We start from the raw sequence: 17,914 nt of genomic DNA, 5'->3' as shown, positions 1-17,914 counted from the left end.
TCGGCACAGAGATGCTGCATCAGCTGTTCTCTGCCAGAGAGGCGAGCTGATCGGCTTGATACTCCTGCACCAGGGGGGTAATGACGCAGTCGAGATCCCCTTCCAGTATTTCGCCCAGCCGGTAGAGGGTGAGGTTGATGCGGTGCTCGGACAAGCGACCCTGAGGGTAGTTGTAGGTACGAATGCGCTCGGAACGATCGCCGGACCCGACCAGATTGCGACGGGTGCTCTGCTCGGCGGCGCGGTGACGTTCATCTTCCGCCGCCTGCAAACGGGCGCTGAGCACGGACATCGCCTTGGCGCGGTTCTTGTGCTGGGAACGCTCATCCTGGCACTCCACCACCAGACCGGTCGGCAGGTGAGTGATGCGGATGGCGGAATCCGTCTTGTTGACGTGCTGACCACCGGCCCCGGAGGCGCGGAAGGTATCTATCTTCAGGTCGTTCGCATTGATCTCGATCTGCTCGGCTTCCGGCACTTCCGGCAGCACGGCGACAGTACAGGCGGAGGTGTGCACCCGCCCCTGGGATTCGGTCTCGGGCACGCGCTGCACGCGATGGCCACCGGATTCAAACTTGAGGCGGCCATAAACGTGCTCGCCATCTATCTTGGCGATCACCTCCTTGTAGCCACCATGCTCACCGTCGTTGCAGCTGACGATGGAGAGGCGCCAGCCCTGACGCTCGGCAAAGCGCGAGTACATGCGAAACAGATCGCCGGCAAAGATGGCGGCTTCATCACCGCCCGCCCCGGCACGGATCTCCAGATAACAGTTGTTGTCATCCCGGGGATCTCTTGGCAACAGCATCACCTGCAGCGCCTGTTCTTGCTCTTCTAGCGTGGCTTTGACCAGGGGCAGCTCTTCCTGCGCCATCTCGCGCAAGTCGGTGTCCGTGTCCTCCAGCATCAGCTTGGTGGTTTCCAGATCGTCTTCGGCCTGACGAAAACGCTGGAAGGCGTGGACTATGTCTTCCAGCTGGGAATATTCCCGGGTCAGGGCGCGGTATCTGTCCTGATCCGAGGCCACCCCCGGCTCGCCGAGCAAGGCCTGTACTTCTTCGTGGCGCTCGATGAGGCCTTCCAGCTTTCTGATCAGTGACGGATTCATAGTTCCCGATATCTCAATGGTGACGGGGCGGCGTGGCCTGCCCGGGCAAAGTTAGTCCGCTGACAGGCCAAGTACCTGACGCAGCTGGATCAGCTGTTCGCGATCCCCGCTCGCCCCCGCCTGGCGAAGGGCCTGGGTCGGAGCATGGATCAGCTTGTTGGTGAGTCTGTGGGTCAAGGCGCGAGCGGCCGCCTCGGGGGATTCCCCTTGCGCAAGCGCTTGCAGGGCGCGGGTCAGCTCCTCTTCGGCGTACTGCTGGGCCTGGGCGCGGTAGTCGCGGATGAGATCCACCGCATGCAAGGAGCGATACCAGTCCATGAACTCGTCGCGCTCTTCCAGGACGATGACCTCGGCCTGGGTGGCTGCCCGCTTGCGAGTCTCCAGATTCTGCTCGATGATGCCCTGCAGGTCATCGACCGTGTAGAGGTAGGCATCGGGGAGATCGTCCACCTGCGCCTCTATGTCGCGGGGCACGGCGATATCCACCAGGAACATGGGCCTGAAACGGCGCGCCTTGAGTGCCCGCTCCACCATGCCCTTGCCGATGATGGGCAAGGGGCTGGCGGTAGACGTGATGACGATGTCCGCTTCGTGCAGATAATCCGGGATCTCTTCGAGGGTCATCACCTGGGCGCCAAATTCCTCGGCCAGGGTATGGGCGCGCTGCAGGGTGCGATTGGCCACCATCATCTGACGGACGTTCTGCTCGCGCAGGTGACGGGCTACCAGCTCGATGGTCTCACCGGCCCCGACCAGCAGTACCTTGGTCTGGGAGAGATCCGAGAAAATACGGCGCGCCAGGCTCACGGCCGCGAAGGCGACCGACACGGCGCTGGCGCCTATTTCGGTGTCGGTGCGCACCCGCTTGGCCACGGAGAATGCCTTCTGGAACAGCCGTTCCAGCGACCCCTTGAGCACCTCGGCCTGCTGGGCATGGGCGTAGGATTGCTTGATCTGCCCCAGGATCTGCGGTTCGCCAAGTACCAGAGAGTCAAGCCCACAGGCGACCCGCATCAGGTGGCGCACCGCCTCCTCGTCATGATGCTGGTAGATGGCCTTGTCCACCTCGGCGTTATCCAGGCCGTGATACTGCTGCAGCCACTGGGCCACCTGCTCGCCATGACCTTGTTCCAGGGCACAATAGAGCTCGGTGCGATTGCAGGTAGAGACGATCACCGCCTCGCTCACCCCGGGCTGCGCCGCCAACTCCCGCAGGGCATGGTCGATGCAATCCGGGCCAAAGGCGACCCGTTCCCGCAAGGCGACACTGGCGGTGTTGTGGTTGATTCCGAGGGCAAGCAGACTCATGAGTGGGCGCTGATCGTTTCTTGGGCACAGGGTGTATAAGGCCGACAATTGTACGAGAAAGGGTAAGGCTTTAAAAGCAATACGGCCGCCCCTTATACTGTGACAAATCACCATTTCGGGAGCCTTACCTTGTTCTTGCGACTTTTCCCCCTACTTGGCCTGCTACTGCTAGCCGGCTGTACCACGACCCAACCCCAACGCCAGCAAGTGGATTGGCAGCAAGAGCGGACCCGACTAGAGCGTCTTGATCACTGGCAGCTATCGGGCAAGATGGCCATCATCACGGCCCAGCAGAAGGGCAGCGCGCGCCTCAACTGGCAGCAAAACGGCGATGATTACCGCTTGAACCTCACCAGCCTGATTGGCACCAGCATACTGGAGCTGAGTCGAGAGCGAGGAAAAGTCAGCCTGACCGACAACGAAGGCAAGCTGCATCAGAGTCAGGATGCCGAGGCGCTCATCTACCGACTCACCGGATGGCACCTGCCCATCGACGGGTTGCCCGAGTGGATCAAGGGGTTGCCCGGCAAGGCCGACTACAACCTCAACCCGGACAACAGTCTGGCGAGCGTCCGTGATGGCCAATGGCAGATCAACTATCAGGACTACCGGGATCAAAATGGCTACCGCCTGCCCCACTTGCTCAACATGACCGGCCCCCAAAGCCGCCTCAAGCTGCAAATCAACGAGTGGATCCTGCAACCATGAGCCAGATTCGCTGGCCTGCCCCGGCCAAACTCAATCTGTTCCTGCACATCAATGACCGTCGCCCGGACGGCTATCACGAGCTGCAGACCCTGTTTATCTTCCTCAATCACGGCGACTGGCTCGAATTCGAGCCGCTGCCGGACACCGACCAGCTCACCTTGAGCCCGGCCATTCCCGGCGTACCTGATGAGCAGAATCTCATCATCCGCGCCGCCCGGCTGCTGCAAACCAGGTTGAGCCATCCCATGGGGGCCCACATCCGACTGGAGAAGGTACTGCCCATGGGCGGTGGCATTGGTGGCGGCTCATCGGATGCCGCCACTACCCTGGTGGCCCTCAATCATCTCTGGCAAGGGGGATTGAGCCTGGATGAGTTGGCCGAGCTGGGGGTGAGCCTGGGGGCCGATGTGCCAGTGTTCGTGCGCGGGCGCGCCGCCTTTGCCGAAGGCGTAGGCGAGCGGTTGCAAGCGGTGGAATTGCCCGAAGCCTGGTACCTGGTTCTCAAACCCGAGTGCCACGTCAGCACGGCCGAGGTTTTTCAGGATCCGGACTTGCCACGCAGTACCCCCAAATTGGCATTGAGCAGCCTGCTGGACGGGGTTTGGAAAAACGATTGCGAGCCACTGGTGAAAAAGCGCCACCCCGAGGTTGCCAATGCGCTCGGCTGGTTGCTAGAATACGCGCCGTCAAGAATGACGGGCACAGGAGCCTGCGTCTTTGCTCAGTTTGAAGACGAAGAGAGTGCTCGAAAGGTGTTGGCCAAGGTACCGAGAGAGTGGGGGGGATTTGTCGCCAAGGGCGAGAACATATCACCACTCTTCGTGACATTGCAACAGACTCAATGATTGGGGTATCGCCAAGCGGTAAGGCAGCGGGTTTTGATCTCGCCATTCCTAGGTTCGAATCCTAGTACCCCAGCCATCATTGACGCATAGGAAGGATCACCGAAGGCTGACGACCGTCATGGCTTCGACCCCCTCTCCTCTGTTATAAGGTCTCTGCATAGTTCATTCGGTTGGTCTGCCGACCCGGGCCCATTGCCCTGCCCCGTCAGCTTGCTAAATCGTTTGCTAGCGAACGATATGGGTTCGATTGCGGACTCACCCACATACTGGATGCAACCCCGAGGTTTCAAACCGTGCCTGACATGAAGCTGTTTGCTGGTAACGCAACGCCGGAACTAGCCCAGAAGATCGCAGATCGCCTGTTTATCAAACTCGGCAATGCTGCCGTAGGTCGCTTTAGCGACGGCGAGATCAGCGTACAGATCAATGAGAATGTACGTGGTGGCGATATCTTCATCATTCAATCCACCTGTGCCCCGACCAACGACAATTTGATGGAATTGATCGTCATGGTGGATGCACTGCGTCGTGCTTCAGCTGGCCGTATCACCGCTGTCATCCCCTACTTTGGCTATGCCCGTCAGGACCGCCGCGTCCGCTCCGCCCGTGTACCCATTACCGCCAAGGTTGTCGCCGACTTCCTGTCCAGCGTGGGTGTCGATCGCGTGCTGACCGTTGACCTGCATGCCGAGCAGATCCAGGGCTTCTTCGACGTCCCGGTTGACAATGTGTTCGGCAGCCCGGTGCTGCTCGAAGACATGAAGTCCAAAAACCTCGAGTCCCCTGTGGTTGTCTCCCCGGACATCGGCGGCGTGGTACGTGCCCGTGCCATCGCCAAGCTGCTGGACGACACCGACATTGCCATCATCGACAAACGCCGTCCCCGCCCGAACGTCTCCCAGGTCATGCACCTGATTGGTGACGTCGCCGACCGAGACTGCATCATTGTCGATGACATGATCGATACCGGTGGCACCCTGTGCAAAGCGGCCGAAGCGCTCAAAGAGCGTGGCGCCAAGCGTGTGTTTGCTTACGCAACTCACCCTGTGTTCTCCGGCTCCGCCGTCGAAAACATCAAGAACTCCGTCATCGACGAGCTGATCATCACCGACTCCATCCCGCTCACCGCGGAGATGAAGGCCATCGGCAAGGTCAAGCAGCTGACCCTCTCTACCGTGCTGGCCGAGGCCATTCGCCGCATCAGCAACGAAGAGTCCATCTCTGCCATGTTCGAGCATTGATGCTGGCTCGCCAGCTTGCTGGCAGGCCAAATAAGAAAAACCGCCCCAGGGCGGTTTTTCTCTTTTCAGTACTCGGCGAACGACCAGGATCCCGGCGTGAACGGGCTTGGCAACAGAACAAATGGCGAGCCGGGACGGCATTGGTTGAGTGATCGCCACTCGGCGGCTAGAATATTGCGTCCTATTGCCCTAGGCACTCCGCTTCGGGCTGCTGCGAGTGAAGAGACTGAGCGTGACAAGCCAAATCAAATTGATCGTCGGTCTGGGTAATCCTGGCGCCGAGTATGCCAAGACCCGCCACAATGCGGGCGCCTGGTATGTGGAGCAACTGGCCCGCTGGCACAACGCCAGCCTGCGTGAAGAGCCCAAGTTCCATGGTCACATCGCCCGCATCCTGGTCGAGGGAGAGGATGTGCGGTTGCTCATCCCCAACACCTATATGAATCTCTCCGGCAAGGCAGTGGCTGCCCTGGCCCGCTTCTACCAGATAGCGCCCGAAGAGATGCTGGTCGCCCACGACGAACTGGATCTGCCCCCCGGCATCGCCAAGTTCAAACAAGGCGGGGGTCATGGAGGCCACAATGGCCTCAAAGACATCATCACCAAGATGGGCAATAACAGGGAATTCTTCCGGCTGCGGCTCGGCATCGGCCACCCCGGCGCCAAGGAGCTGGTCGCCGGCTTCGTGCTGACCAAGGCGCCCAGCAGTGAACAGAGTCTGATCGATGCCGCACTGGACGAAGCCCTGCGCGCCACCGACATTCTGTTCAAACAGGGTATGACCAAGGCCATGAATCGCTTGCACAGCTTCAAGGCCGAAAAAGCATAAGCACGCGGCATGAATACCTGCGTATTCATGCCGCGTGAACAAGATACGGGCCATGAACGCTGTACCGTTCAGGGCAGAAAGAAAGATAGACAGGAGCCGCGTTGGCGGCTCCTCACAGCATCCATCACGTAAGGTAACTATTCATGGGTTTCAAATGCGGTATCGTGGGCCTGCCCAATGTAGGTAAATCCACCCTGTTCAATGCGCTGACCAAGGCTGGCATCGAAGCCGCCAACTTCCCGTTCTGCACCATTGAGCCAAACACGGGTGTGGTCCCCATGCCGGATCCGCGTCTCGACGCCCTGGCGGCCATCATCAACCCCCAGCGCGTGGTGCCGACCACCATGGAGTTCGTGGACATCGCCGGTCTGGTCGCGGGCGCCTCCAAGGGTGAGGGCCTGGGTAACCAGTTCCTGGCCAACATCCGCGAAACCGAAGCCATCGGCCACGTGGTGCGTTGCTTCGAGGATGAAAACATCATCCACGTTGCCGGCAAGGTCTCCCCGGCCGATGACATCGAGGTGATCAACACCGAACTGGCCCTGTCGGATCTGGATGCCTGTGAGCGCGCCATCCACCGTCAGTCCAAGCGCGCCAAGGGCGGCGACAAGGATGCCAAGCTGGAAGTTGAGACCCTGGAAAAGATCCGTGCCGTGCTGGAAGAGGGTCAGATGATCCGTGGCATGAAACTGGACAAAGAGGAGCTGGCCGCCGTCAGCCACCTCAACTTCCTGACCCTCAAGCCAACCATGTACATTGCCAACGTGGCGGAAGATGGCTTTGACAACAACCCCTTCCTCGACAAGGTCCGTGAAATCGCCGCCGCCGAAAATGCGGTCGTGGTCGTGGTCTGCTGCGCCATCGAGTCCGACATTGCCGAACTGGATGACGACGATCGCGCCGAGTTCATGGCCGATCTGGGTATCGAAGAGCCAGGCCTGAACCGGGTGATCCGCTCAGGTTATGAACTGCTCAACCTGCAGACCTATTTCACCGCTGGCGTGAAAGAAGTACGGGCCTGGACCATACCGGTCGGCGCCACTGCCCCGCAAGCGGCAGGCAAGATCCACACCGACTTCGAAAAAGGCTTTATTCGCGCACAAACCATCGCGTTTGATGATTTTATCACCTACAAGGGTGAGCAAGGCGCCAAGGAAGCGGGCAAGATGCGAGCAGAAGGGAAAGACTATATCGTCAAGGATGGCGATATCATGAACTTCCTGTTCAACGTCTAACCCCATGACAGGTCAGCATTTGCTGGCCTGTTTTTTCTCATGTCTCAGGCCTTTATGGTCATCCCCATGAGTTTAAAAAAACCAGATTGTTGGGCTTTTGCACGACAGAGCGCAATATCTGGCCAAACGCACTCAAATTCGGTTTTTCTGGCAAAAAAAGGGTTGACGCCCCAAAGCCAGATCCGCATAATTCGGGCCGCACAGTGACGAGGCAACGACTCACTGGACGCTAGGTTGGCTATGTAGCTCAGTTGGTTAGAGCATCGCACTCATAATGCGAGGGTCACAGGTTCGAATCCCGTCATAGCCACCATTTCTAGTTGCAGTTGGGGTATCGCCAAGCGGTAAGGCAGCGGGTTTTGATCTCGCCATTCCTAGGTTCGAATCCTAGTACCCCAGCCATTATTGATTGGTCATTGGCGTGAGTCGATGGCAAGCCGTGAAAGCAGTGACGATTCAAACTCGTCAATGCAGCCGGTCATGTACTGGTATCAAGGCAGAAGTTTGAGGTTCTTTGGCAGCTTGCTGGCTGTTGGAGAGTAGCAGTTGGGGTATCGCCAAGCGGTAAGGCAGCGGGTTTTGATCTCGCCATTCCTAGGTTCGAATCCTAGTACCCCAGCCATTTTTACCTATCATCGACGTGTCGATGAGTCACTGCGGCAAACGTGAGGGATTGATCCCGTCAACGTATCCAGGTGCAAGTCCTGGTAACGCAGTCATTTTACTTGTAGACGACCTTGTCGCATACAAGACGGCTATGTAGCTCAGTTGGTTAGAGCATCGCACTCATAATGCGAGGGTCACAGGTTCGAATCCCGTCATAGCCACCATTTCTAGTTGCAGTTGGGGTATCGCCAAGCGGTAAGGCAGCGGGTTTTGATCTCGCCATTCCTAGGTTCGAATCCTAGTACCCCAGCCATTTTATCTGTCATTGACCCTGTCGATGACATGCTGTGATAAACGTGAGGGATTGCGATCTCGCCGACGTGATTAGGTTACTTACCTAGTGTCTCAGTAATGTTAAGGTTCTTTGTCAGCACTCGTGCTGTTGAAGGACATTGTTGGGGTATCGCCAAGCGGTAAGGCAGCGGGTTTTGATCTCGCCATTCCTAGGTTCGAATCCTAGTACCCCAGCCATTTTACCTGTCATCGACCGTCGATGATGTGCTGTGGTGGAGCGGTGAGGTTTCGATCTCGTCAACACGCCCAGGTCCAAAGCCTGGTCACCCAGCGAATTTTACTTGTAAACGACCTGGTCGCATACAAGACGGCTATGTAGCTCAGTTGGTTAGAGCATCGCACTCATAATGCGAGGGTCACAGGTTCGAATCCCGTCATAGCCACCATATAGTTTGCGGAAGTGGCGAAATTGGTAGACGCACCAGATTTAGGTTCTGGCGCCCTAGGCGTGAGAGTTCGAGTCTCTCCTTCCGCACCATTACAGCAGTACCAAACAGACCAGCTCAGGCTGGTTTTTTTGTGCCCGGATTTTACTGTCTCAGCCCGGCCTCTTCGTCCTGTTGCCACATCCACTCATCTTGGCGGCCATGGTCCCCCCTGATAACAAATAACAATGTGCCATCACAAGGCGGCCCGCAGGCCGCGCCTGCCCATCGCCCCGCATTCTTCCCACTCAAGACTGCACTCAGAACGGGAAAAACCAGGGGATGGCGACCACGCTCACGCCCATGACCAATAAGGTAAAAGGCACTCCCACTCGCACGAAGTCGATGAAACGATACTCGCCAGGGCCTAGCACCAGGGTGTTGACCGGTGACGAGACCGGCGTCATGAAGGCCGCCGAGGCCGCGATGGCAATGGTCATGGCAAAAGGATAGGGAGAGACCCCCATCTGCTGCGCCGCGCCTATGGCGATGGGTGCCATCAATACGGCGGTGGCCGTGTTGGAGATGAAGAGCCCGGTGAGCGCGCAGAGGGCAAACAGACTGGCCAGCATGACCCTGGGCCCCATGTCGCCGACCAGATCCATCAAGAGGCCAACGATAAGATCCACCCCTCCCGTCTTTTGCAGCGCCAGGGCAAAGGGCAACATGCCGACGATGAGGATCAGGGTCGGCCAATGGATAGACTTGTAGGCACTCTCCAGATCGATACAGCGAAACTGGCCCATCAGCAGACAGGCTATCAGCGCGGCCACCACGTTGGGCACAGGATCTGTCACCATCAGCAGCACCATGACCCCCAGCGAGAGCAGTGCGTAGGCAGCCTGGCTGCGGGCCGGGGCCATCTCGTCCACTTCGGCGGGCAGTCCCAGCAGCAAGAAGTCCCTTTGATGGGCATGTAGCTGGCGAATGAGGCTCCAGTTACCGGCCAGCAGCAACCTGTCCCCCAGCTGCAGCGGCTCGTCGACCAAGCGTCCGGTCAGCGCCTCGCTGCCGCGCCGCAGCCCCACCACGCTCAACCCATACTGACTGCGAAAGGTTGTCTCGCGCAGGCTCTTGCCAAGCAGGCTGGACTCGGGAATGAGGGAGATCTCGGCCAAGCCCACCTCCCGCGCCTGATCCGAGAAATAGTCGCCTCTGAGTATCATGGGCTCGAGCATGGCCTCGCTGCAGAAGGTGCGGATATCCACCTCGGGATCCGCCATGTCGATGAGCAAGACGTCCCGCGCCTGAAACTCCGAGATGCCCGATACGCTCACCATGACCCGCCGGAACTTGCGCCAGCGCTCCACACCGATGACATTGGCACCATAGCGGGCACGCAGTTGCAACTCATCCAGGGTATGGCCGATGAGCGGCGAGCCGGGCCTGATCGCCAGGCGCCGCGCCCGCCCCGTCAACCGATAATCGCGGATAAGCTCGCGCAATGTGCTGCGGCGCGATCCCTTGCTGCGCCCGGGCGGAGTATCGCTGGCCAGGGTGCGACGGATCAGCAGCATGTAACCGATGCCGAGCACCAATATGATGAGCCCCATGGGACTGAAGCTGAAAAAGCTGAAACCGGGGATGGCATGGCGCACCAGCTCACTGTTGACCACCATGTTGGGCGGTGTCGCTACCAGGGTCATCATGCCGCTGATGAGACCGGCGAAGCCGAGCGGCATCATCAGCCGCCCAGCAGGTATCCCCATGCGGTTCGAGACACTGAGCACCACAGGAATGAAGATGGCCACGACGCCAGTCGAGCTCATCACGGCGCCGAGCCCGGCGACCGCCACCATCAGCAGCACCAGCAGCCGGGTCTCACTGTTGCCCGCCACCTTGACCAGGGCGTCGCCCACCTGATAGGCGATGCCGGTACGTACCAATCCCTCCCCCACCACGAACAGGGCGGCGATCAGGATGACACTGGGATCGCTGAAGCCGGCCAACGCCTCATTGAGGGTCAGGATCCCGCTCAGCACGAACAGGATCAGCACCAGCAGGGCCGTCACATCCATGCGAACCCTGTTGCTGACGAACAGATAGATGGCGCCCAGCAACAGGCAAAGCACCCAGACCAACTCGGAATTCAATGACCTCTCCTTCTTCTGCGTCACGCGGTCTTCATGATGACTGCGGACTCCATCAGAACACAGCCCCCATTGCAGCATCTTGTGACATATCAATAAAGCCAATCCTCTTCGCGCTGAGCACCCTGGAATGCAATTCTTTGATCTCGCTCGTGAAGGGGCGGACAAAAGTCCTGCCAGCCCAGCCCCTGCCCCCTTAGAATGGCTCGCAGCTCCAGCCCCATTTTTCAAGGACATGACGATGAGCATATTCGAGTGGTTCAGCATCAATCACACCCTGGTCACCATCCCTCTGGGCAGCGGTTACGCCATGTCCTGGATTGAAGGGATTGGCACTCTGTTCGGCCTGGCCTGCATCTGGTTCGCCAGCCAGGAGAAGACCATCAACTACCTGTTTGGCCTCATCAACGTCAGCCTGTTTGCCATCATCTTCTTCCAGATCCAGCTCTACGGCCTGTTGATGCTGCAACTGTTCTTCTTCTGCGCCAACCTCTACGGCTGGTACGCCTGGACCCGCCCCGCCAACGCGCAGGGGGACACCCTGCAGATCCGTTGGCTCAGCAAGTCCAAACTGCTGATGACCGCCGCCATCAGCGTGCTGGCCATCGCCCTGCTGACCCGCTACATAGACCCCGTATTCGCCACCCTGGCACGTACCTCGGTCGCCCTGCTCAACCTGTTCGGGGCCGATCTTGCCATGCCTGAGCCCTCCCCCGACGCCTTCCCGTTCTGGGATGCCACCATGACGGTGCTCTCGGTGGTGGCCCAGATCCTGATGACCCGCAAGTACGTGGAGAACTGGATCCTCTGGGTGGTCATCAACCTCATCAGCATCGGCGTCTATGCCGCCCAAGGCGTCTATGCCATGTCGCTCGAATACCTGATCCTGCTGTTTATCGCCGCCAACGGCACACGCCTCTGGATGCTGGCCGCCAAACGCCCGCAGCAGGTGATCGTATGAGCCTGCTGCCCCACCTGCAATGCCGCCCGGATCAGGTTGCCGAGCATGTGGTGCTGTGCGGTGATCCGGCTCGGGTCGATCGCATCGCCAGCCAGCTCGAACAGTGCGAGTCGCTCGGCCAGAACCGGGAGTTTCGCCTCATCAACGGCCGTCATCAGGGCCTGCCCATCACTGTGTGCAGCACCGGCATAGGGGGCGCCTCCGCCATCATAGCGCTGGAGGAGTTGGTGCAGGCTGGCGCCCGGGTGCTGGTGCGAGTCGGTTCTGCGGGGGCCTTGCAGCATGAGATCGGACTCGGGGATCTCATCGTCGTGGAGGGGGCCGTGCGCCACGATGGCGCCTCCCTGGCCTATCTGCCTGCCGAGTACCCGGCCTGCGCAGATATCCGGCTGCAAGCCGCCCTGCTCGACCATATCGCCACCAGTGGCCTGCCTCACTGGCACGGGCTGGTGCGCTCCCATGACAGCTTCTATCGGGATGACGAGCAGAAAGTGTGCCGCTACTGGCATGAGCGCGGTGTGCTGGGGGCAGACATGGAAACCGCCGCTCTGCTCGTCGTGGGGCGACTTCGCAAGGTGCGGGTCGCCGCCGTGCTCTGCACTGTGGTGGCGTTCGAGCAGGACGTGCAGCAGGGCGTGAGTGATTACGCCAGTGCAGAGGCCGCCATGATGAAAGGGGAACAGCTGGCCATCGCCGCCGCATTGCACGCCCTGGGTCAGTGACAGGGCCAAAGCGTTAAGTCCCGCACACTCACCCTCATTCGCGCTGGCATAGGGTCGGCGCGCTTGTTAGCCTCCCTCCTCTTCCCTCTATGCAAGGCCCTTTCAAGGTGCAGCAAGAACCCTATCCCCTGGGTCGCTTTCATGCCGAGCTGAGCCGGCTGGCCCCCAAATTTTCCCAAGCCCTTCAAGCCTGTTCGCTATTTGATCGCCGCTACCTGCCCGGGGAATTCATCATGCGCCAGGGGGAGCAGAGCGAGCACCTCTATCTGGTGGCGACGGGACGGGTCTCCCTCAGCAGCGCCGTCCACTCCGGGCGCCTGTTCCAATTGGGGGAGATAGCCTGCCAGCGGCAGATCTTCGGCGAGATGGAGTTCTTCAGCGCCACCCCGGTGCAGTGGAACGTGGTGGCGCAGACCGAACTGGACGCCAGCGTCATCTGCGCTCACAAGCTAGCCCAACGGCTACTGGCCGAACCCGAGCTCACCCTCTTCTTCGCCTCGGCGCTTGCCAGCGACTATCTGGATACCCTGGACATCACCACCAGCCGCCTGCTGCACCCCATCGCCTACAACATCGCCTATGAACTGTGGCGCGAGCGCCAGCGCACTCCCATGCTGGGGTCACGCAAGCGGGCGCACGAGGCGGCGCGCTTTGGCACCACAGAGCGCGTCTATCGCCGCGCGCTCAAGGAGCTGATCGACCAGGGCATAGTGCAGGACGGGGAGGATGGCCCGCAGATAGCCGACGTGACCAGGCTGCGTCACTACCTGGCACTCTGACCCGCTCGCGTACCGAAGCGATCCCGCGCCCGCTCAATGGGTACGGTTCGACAGCTCATGGCGTTTGAGTGCCACCAGAGTGAGCAGCAGGGCGCCGCTGGCGATGGCCGCCATGCCGATATAAGTCCCGCTAAAGCCCGGCGCCAGCTCGGTCGGGCTGAGGTGGTCCAATGGACCATCCGCCGTGGTGGACAGGGAGGCGTGGAACAATACCGAGCAGACGGCAACACCGACGGCGCCGCCCAGCTCGCGACCGAAGTTGAACAGCGACATGCCGATGCCGCGATCCTGGGCGGGCAACGCGCTTTGCACCACCACTGCGAGCGCAGGCAGGGTCAGTCCGAGCCCCAACCCGGCAAACAGCAGCGCCAGCCTCACCCAGACATCGAAGTGCAGCAGCCAGAGGGCCAGCGCCGCCAAGGCGAACCCCATCACCACGAACCGCTTGTATTTGCCGGTGCGGGCGATGAACTTGCCACCCACGAAGGCCCCAAGGGTGATGAATACCATGAAGATCACCATGTCCTGGCCGCTCTCGCTCGCGCTCATCCCCTTCTGCCATTGCATCTGCAAGGGCAGATAGACCAGCACGGCAAACATCAGCAATTGGGCAATCAAAGAGAGCAGCACCGCGACCAGATAACCGGGCAATCGCACCAGATGGGCAGGCAATATGGGGTCATGGGCACGCCGTTCGATGAAGATGAGCAGTAACAGTGCCGTCCCGAGCGCAATGACCAGCCAGAGGCTCGGCAACGGGGTATCCGGAGAGAGCAGCAAGAGCGACAAGGTGGTCACCGTAATCAGCAGCCCGGCCCCCTTCCAGTCGAAGCGACTCTGACGACGCAGGTTGAGATGACGCAGATTGCGATTGACCAGCCACAGTGCCAGGGCGCCGAGCGGCAGATTGATCCAGAAGATCCAGCGCCAGTTCAGTTGTTCGGTAAAGTAACCTCCGAGCAGCGGGCCCGCTATGCTGGAGACCGCATAGACAATGGAGATATAGCCCTGATATTTGCCCACCTCCCGCGGCGGTATGCTGTCGGCAATCACAGTGAAGGCAAGGGCGATGAGGCCACCTCCCCCCAATCCTTGCAGCACCCGAGCCGCGAGCAGAGTAGGCAGATCCTGGGCCAAGCCGCAGGCAAGGGAACCCGCCAGAAAGAGTACTATGCCGATGTTAAGCATCCGCAGGCGGCCGAACAGGTCGCTCAACTTGCCATAGACCGGCAGCGCGGCTGTCGCAGCCAGCAAGTAGGCGGTAACTACCCAGGTCAGGGCCGAGCCGGCATTCAGCTCGGCGCCGATCATGGGCAGGGGCGTGGTGACAATGCTCTTCTCCAGTGACCCCAAGGCAATGACCAGGGCCACGCTAGAGAACACTGTTTTTGGCGAAATAGACATCAGGGGGCTCGCAAAGGGATAGGCCGCGACGGGCTCGGTGTTTCACATGGTGCCATATTATGAGGACGACTGCCTCCATGCCTCATGGCCCCTCGCCTCCCACTCCAACCTGGTCCCCGCTATCGCCTGATTGGGCCTAGGCCATATCGGCTCCCATTGCACACTCAGGCACAGAGCATGAGACGGATCCCAGCATAGCCTGCGTGCCTCATGTTAGGCTGGGCTTTTCCCCCGCGCGGAGCTAACCCCTTGTTTGAACAATACGATGCCCTGATCTTCGACATGGACGGCACCCTGGTCGACTCCATGCCCCTGCACCTGGATGCCTGGCAGATTACCAGCGATGAATTCCAGCTCGCCTTCGATCGCGAGCTGGTGAACAGCTATGGCGGCATTCCCACCCGCAAGATAGTCGCCATGCTGGCCGAGCAGCAGGGAGTGACCATCGATGTCGAAGCCTTCACCCGCCGCAAGATAGCACTCTATTTGCAGCACATAGGCGAGGTCGCCGTCTTCCCCACGATGGCGGAGCTGGTCAAGGCGCAATATGGCAAGATCCCCATGGGCATAGGAACGGGGGCCCCCCGGGACCAGGCGCAGCAGATATTGCGCACTACCGGACTGGATGCCTTTATCCCTGTCCTGGTCAGCGCCGATGATGTGCAAAACCATAAGCCCAACCCCGATACCTTCCTCAAAGTGGCCGAGCTGCTGGGGGTCGATCCCCATCGCTGCCTGGTGTTCGAAGATACCGAGATCGGCATCCAGGCCGGCAAGGCGGCGGGCATGGCAACCATGCTGGCGACAGAAGGTGTCCTGAAGCGGGCCTGATGATCCAGCCGGTCGCACTGACCCGCTGTCAGCGCGTGGATGCCGTCACGCGATAGCGGGTCCATCTTCTACTGGCGGTAAAGCAAGGGGGGAGCGTCTAGCAACAAGAGACTTTCGTTAAGACCCCTCTCATCGAAGCGGTAGCAAATCCGCTTGGCACCTTGTGGTACCGTCCACCCTGCCCTTCTCCTTCTCTTCCTACTCCTGCTAGTCAGACGACAAACAGCAGACTTGCAACATGCCTTCGGCTGGCCTCATCCCAGGGAGTGGTCAATCGCCATGATGAGTGGCTTGCTTTCGACGCAATGCCGGATCAGTTCCCACAACGGGAATCACACATTGCCATTTTAATTTGGACACCATAAAATTAATCTCAAATTAACCTGATAAATAATGATATCAACTTGATAAATTCCAATAACAACATTTCAGCTACATCCCGGCAACTAGAGTATCTAGCTTGAACAACGATAAAATAGAGATACATGTTGTTTGTCGTAAAGACAGCATGGATAAATATGGTGAGAGCGTACAGGCACTGCTCGATACCCGCATTCACCCTGATGATATTCCTCAAAGACTGAGTGTGAGTGGATGTACCGTCTGGACATTTCAAACACTTATTAATTTGAATTACTACTATGGGGATGACATTACGTGTAGCGTTGGCACTACATGCCTGCCAAATAAAATAAACTTGCTTCATTACGATGACTTTAGCCCGAGAGTAAAGCCATGGCGCGGGCTGACTGTGGTCTGCCGTGCAGACAGACCGCATGTTTTTGGGGCCGACTATGTGGTCGAGCAAATACAGTCCGCGGAGAAAAATGGTGGCCTATTCATCTCACATTGGCCCCAGCCAGGCCTTAAACCAAGATGTGCGCAACGAACTGCAATTACGACTATTGGTTATTTTGGCCGTATAGATAGCTTTCCTCCCGAATTGACAAGCGATGCATTCAGAGAAAATTTGGCCGCGCATGGTCTTTTATTAAAAATAGAGTTAAATAACTGGACTGACTATCAGGATGTAGACATTGTCCTTTGCTTTCGAAAACACCACGACCATACCTTGTCGCGCAAGCCTGCGAGTAAGCTCATCAATGCATGGCTGGCTGGTTGCGTGTTAATTTGTGATGATGAACCCGCAGTAAAGGCAATCAAAAACAGCCCACTGGATTACTTGGTCGCACATAACTCAGCTGAAATAATAAAGACTGCCGTCATGCTAAAAAACAATCCGGATCTGTACCATGCAATGACAGCCCATGGAAAGCAGAGATTAGGTGAATACTCCAGAGAGGCCGTCGCAAAAAACTGGATGCTTCTGTTTGATAAAATCTGGGCAAAAGGATTAAATCAGCAAAACATCACCATGAAAGCGCTGGTATTTTTTCTCTGGAAAGCAGTCAAGCCATTCAGAAAATAACCCCCCGTTCATGACGTATTCACGCTTAACGATAACGCTGTCTAAATACCGCCCGCCGATAATCATCACTCCCCGATAAGATAGATAAACGCCTCCCAATTGGGAGGCGTTTCAACACGACATGACCGACAACTGACATCGAGGTCCCAACCCCACTACATGCTATTGGTGGATTCGAAGATCTTGTCGGCGGAGGCTTCGACGAAGCCCGGGTAGAGCACGCCATTGGCCTGCGGATAACGCAGGGCAAACTCGTAGAAGCAGCTCGGTATGGTGCGCACCCCGTCTGTGAAGGCCACATCGGCCTTGTCCGCCATGGTGGAGGACTGCTCCAGCATCACCTGCGGATCCCCCTTCACCTCGCCACCGGCGGTATTGAGTACGAAACCCGCCGCCTTCAACGCCTCGTTGACCAACTGTATGGTGTCAAAGTCTGCCAGGCGATTGATGCTGACGGTGAAGTGGTTGGCGCGATAGCCCCAGGCCGCCATCCAGGCCGCGTACTCGCTCTCGGCCAGCAGGGTCTGGTAGTCGGCGTGGGAGACCTGCCAGGGGGCACCGGCGTAGAGGAAGGCCGAGGTGTCGGTCAGGTGATCGGGTACCTGATCCACCAGCTTGTGGATGATGGCCTGGGCGCCTTCGGAGAGTTCCTCCACCTTCAGCTCGCTGATGAACACCTTGGGCGCATCCGGATCGGCATGTTCGAAGTGTTTGGCATAGAGCTTCTTGGCCTTGAAGACATACTCATCCCTCTCCTCGTAACCCAGCGCCCGAAAATGAGCGGCCAATGTTTCGAGGCCCACCTGGGGCAGATTGAAGGTGCGGAACGCCACATGGTCGTTGACGATGGCGGCACCGCCACCAAGCAGCTGATGTACCTTGTGGGCACTCGGGGTGACCTGAATGTAGTTATCCCACAGATGACCGAACAGGGTTTCGATATCCTTTTGCATCACTTTATTCCTTTGCTTGCGGGTACAGACAAGGGCCCTCGAGGAGCCCTTTTGTTATCAATCGCTGACGAGGTGCACAGGGCCTT

The 17,914-nt window shown here is 58.7% G+C and carries 14 protein-coding genes, 9 tRNA genes and 1 pseudogene; 19 read left to right on the top strand and 5 right to left on the bottom strand.

The features are described from left to right. Positions 1 to 19: 19 nt before the first annotated feature. Together prfA and hemA are read right to left on the bottom strand one after the other, a co-directional pair. Positions 20 to 1,108, bottom strand: a complete 1,089-nt coding sequence (gene prfA / locus ACSMDR_RS14915; protein ID WP_005907889.1) for a peptide chain release factor 1 — start codon at positions 1,106 to 1,108, stop codon at positions 20 to 22. A gap of 51 nt (positions 1,109 to 1,159) precedes the next feature. After that, entirely contained in the window at positions 1,160 to 2,416 is a 1,257-nt protein-coding gene (gene hemA / locus ACSMDR_RS14910; protein WP_005907890.1) for a glutamyl-tRNA reductase, read from the bottom strand. Positions 2,417 to 2,545: 129 nt separating this feature from the next. Here hemA and lolB point away from each other — a divergent pair, with 129 nt between their 5' ends. The 14 genes and pseudogenes from lolB to ACSMDR_RS14840 all read left to right on the top strand — a co-directional run bounded on the left by lolB (position 2,546) and on the right by ACSMDR_RS14840 (position 8,712). Further along, positions 2,546 to 3,124, top strand: coding sequence for a lipoprotein insertase outer membrane protein LolB (gene lolB, locus ACSMDR_RS14905; RefSeq protein WP_436468756.1), 579 nt, complete (start codon positions 2,546 to 2,548; stop codon positions 3,122 to 3,124). Next, positions 3,121 to 3,991, top strand: a pseudogene (gene ispE, locus ACSMDR_RS14900) (4-(cytidine 5'-diphospho)-2-C-methyl-D-erythritol kinase). The gene lolB and the pseudogene ispE overlap by 4 nt, the downstream one beginning before the upstream one ends. Next, positions 3,971 to 4,045 (top strand) — tRNA-Gln (locus ACSMDR_RS14895). The pseudogene ispE and the gene ACSMDR_RS14895 overlap by 21 nt, the downstream one beginning before the upstream one ends. Before the next feature lie 217 nt (positions 4,046 to 4,262). Further along, a complete protein-coding gene (locus ACSMDR_RS14890) occupies positions 4,263 to 5,210 on the top strand; it encodes a ribose-phosphate pyrophosphokinase (protein ID WP_005907893.1) in 948 nt (315 codons plus the stop codon). Positions 5,211 to 5,442: 232 nt separating this feature from the next. Next, positions 5,443 to 6,039: an aminoacyl-tRNA hydrolase gene (gene pth / locus ACSMDR_RS14885; RefSeq protein WP_436468755.1), complete on the top strand. Its 597-nt coding sequence runs from the start codon at positions 5,443 to 5,445 to the stop codon at positions 6,037 to 6,039. A gap of 143 nt (positions 6,040 to 6,182) precedes the next feature. Beyond that, entirely contained in the window at positions 6,183 to 7,274 is a 1,092-nt protein-coding gene (gene ychF, locus ACSMDR_RS14880; RefSeq protein WP_005907895.1) for a redox-regulated ATPase YchF, read from the top strand. Positions 7,275 to 7,510: 236 nt separating this feature from the next. Then, positions 7,511 to 7,587: transfer RNA gene (locus ACSMDR_RS14875), tRNA-Met, on the top strand. A gap of 14 nt (positions 7,588 to 7,601) precedes the next feature. Further along, positions 7,602 to 7,676, top strand: a tRNA-Gln gene (locus tag ACSMDR_RS14870). Between the two features lie 145 nt (positions 7,677 to 7,821). Continuing rightward, positions 7,822 to 7,896 (top strand) — tRNA-Gln (locus tag ACSMDR_RS14865). Between the two features lie 131 nt (positions 7,897 to 8,027). Continuing rightward, a tRNA-Met gene (locus tag ACSMDR_RS14860) sits at positions 8,028 to 8,104 on the top strand. A gap of 14 nt (positions 8,105 to 8,118) precedes the next feature. Next, positions 8,119 to 8,193, top strand: a tRNA-Gln gene (locus tag ACSMDR_RS14855). 143 nt (positions 8,194 to 8,336) lie between these two features. Beyond that, a tRNA-Gln gene (locus tag ACSMDR_RS14850) sits at positions 8,337 to 8,411 on the top strand. Positions 8,412 to 8,543: 132 nt separating this feature from the next. Beyond that, positions 8,544 to 8,620, top strand: a tRNA-Met gene (locus ACSMDR_RS14845). Positions 8,621 to 8,628: 8 nt separating this feature from the next. Next, a tRNA-Leu gene (locus ACSMDR_RS14840) sits at positions 8,629 to 8,712 on the top strand. Between the two features lie 207 nt (positions 8,713 to 8,919). Here the strand turns inward: ACSMDR_RS14840 and ACSMDR_RS14835 are convergent. Beyond that, positions 8,920 to 10,752 (bottom strand): SLC13 family permease, encoded by a 1,833-nt coding sequence (locus ACSMDR_RS14835; RefSeq protein WP_436468754.1) that lies wholly within the window; start codon positions 10,750 to 10,752, stop codon positions 8,920 to 8,922. Positions 10,753 to 10,990: 238 nt separating this feature from the next. Between ACSMDR_RS14835 and pnuC the strand changes: the two genes are divergently transcribed. The 3 genes from pnuC (at position 10,991) to ACSMDR_RS14820 (ending at position 13,211) form a co-directional block, all read left to right on the top strand. Next, on the top strand, positions 10,991 to 11,710 hold the full coding sequence (gene pnuC, locus ACSMDR_RS14830; RefSeq protein ID WP_436468753.1) for a nicotinamide riboside transporter PnuC: 720 nt from the start codon (positions 10,991 to 10,993) through the stop codon (positions 11,708 to 11,710). Further along, a complete protein-coding gene (locus ACSMDR_RS14825) occupies positions 11,707 to 12,432 on the top strand; it encodes a nucleoside phosphorylase (RefSeq protein ID WP_436468752.1) in 726 nt (241 codons plus the stop codon). The genes pnuC and ACSMDR_RS14825 overlap by 4 nt, the downstream gene beginning before the upstream one ends. Before the next feature lie 107 nt (positions 12,433 to 12,539). Further along, positions 12,540 to 13,211, top strand: a complete 672-nt coding sequence (locus ACSMDR_RS14820) for a Crp/Fnr family transcriptional regulator (RefSeq protein ID WP_436468751.1) — start codon at positions 12,540 to 12,542, stop codon at positions 13,209 to 13,211. 33 nt (positions 13,212 to 13,244) lie between these two features. Here the strand turns inward: ACSMDR_RS14820 and ACSMDR_RS14815 are convergent, their stop codons facing one another. After that, positions 13,245 to 14,615 carry an MFS transporter gene (locus ACSMDR_RS14815; RefSeq protein WP_436468750.1) on the bottom strand — a complete coding sequence of 457 codons (1,371 nt, stop codon included), beginning with the start codon at positions 14,613 to 14,615 and terminating at the stop codon, positions 13,245 to 13,247. 210 nt (positions 14,616 to 14,825) lie between these two features. Between ACSMDR_RS14815 and ACSMDR_RS14810 the strand changes: the two genes are divergently transcribed. After that, positions 14,826 to 15,446 (top strand): HAD family hydrolase, encoded by a 621-nt coding sequence (locus ACSMDR_RS14810; protein ID WP_436468749.1) that lies wholly within the window; start codon positions 14,826 to 14,828, stop codon positions 15,444 to 15,446. Positions 15,447 to 15,906: 460 nt separating this feature from the next. Continuing rightward, positions 15,907 to 16,875: a glycosyltransferase family 1 protein gene (locus ACSMDR_RS14805; RefSeq protein ID WP_436468748.1), complete on the top strand. Its 969-nt coding sequence runs from the start codon at positions 15,907 to 15,909 to the stop codon at positions 16,873 to 16,875. A 155-nt stretch (positions 16,876 to 17,030) separates the two neighbouring features. On the opposite strand, the gene ACSMDR_RS14800 is transcribed toward ACSMDR_RS14805, so the two are convergent. Further along, on the bottom strand, positions 17,031 to 17,828 hold the full coding sequence (locus tag ACSMDR_RS14800; RefSeq protein WP_436468747.1) for a DUF1338 domain-containing protein: 798 nt from the start codon (positions 17,826 to 17,828) through the stop codon (positions 17,031 to 17,033). Positions 17,829 to 17,914: the final 86 nt, after the last annotated feature.

The organism is Aeromonas molluscorum (assembly GCF_051376105.1).
In the GTDB taxonomy this organism is placed as follows: Bacteria; Pseudomonadota; Gammaproteobacteria; order Enterobacterales; family Aeromonadaceae; genus Aeromonas; species Aeromonas molluscorum.
The sequence above is the reverse complement of the archived record's forward strand: the minus strand, read 5'-3'. Positions and strand labels throughout refer to the sequence as shown.

Coding starts and splice junctions, on each gene's coding strand:
- prfA (WP_005907889.1), bottom strand. CDS start 1,108: ATGAATCCGTCACTGATCAGAAAGCTGGAAGGCCTCATCGAGCGCCAC.
- hemA (WP_005907890.1), bottom strand. CDS start 2,416: ATGAGTCTGCTTGCCCTCGGAATCAACCACAACACCGCCAGTGTCGCC.
- ychF (WP_005907895.1), top strand. CDS start 6,183: ATGGGTTTCAAATGCGGTATCGTGGGCCTGCCCAATGTAGGTAAATCC.
- pnuC (WP_436468753.1), top strand. CDS start 10,991: ATGAGCATATTCGAGTGGTTCAGCATCAATCACACCCTGGTCACCATC.
- ACSMDR_RS14825 (WP_436468752.1), top strand. CDS start 11,707: ATGAGCCTGCTGCCCCACCTGCAATGCCGCCCGGATCAGGTTGCCGAG.
- ACSMDR_RS14815 (WP_436468750.1), bottom strand. CDS start 14,615: ATGTCTATTTCGCCAAAAACAGTGTTCTCTAGCGTGGCCCTGGTCATT.
- ACSMDR_RS14810 (WP_436468749.1), top strand. CDS start 14,826: ATGTTAGGCTGGGCTTTTCCCCCGCGCGGAGCTAACCCCTTGTTTGAA.
- ACSMDR_RS14800 (WP_436468747.1), bottom strand. CDS start 17,828: ATGCAAAAGGATATCGAAACCCTGTTCGGTCATCTGTGGGATAACTAC.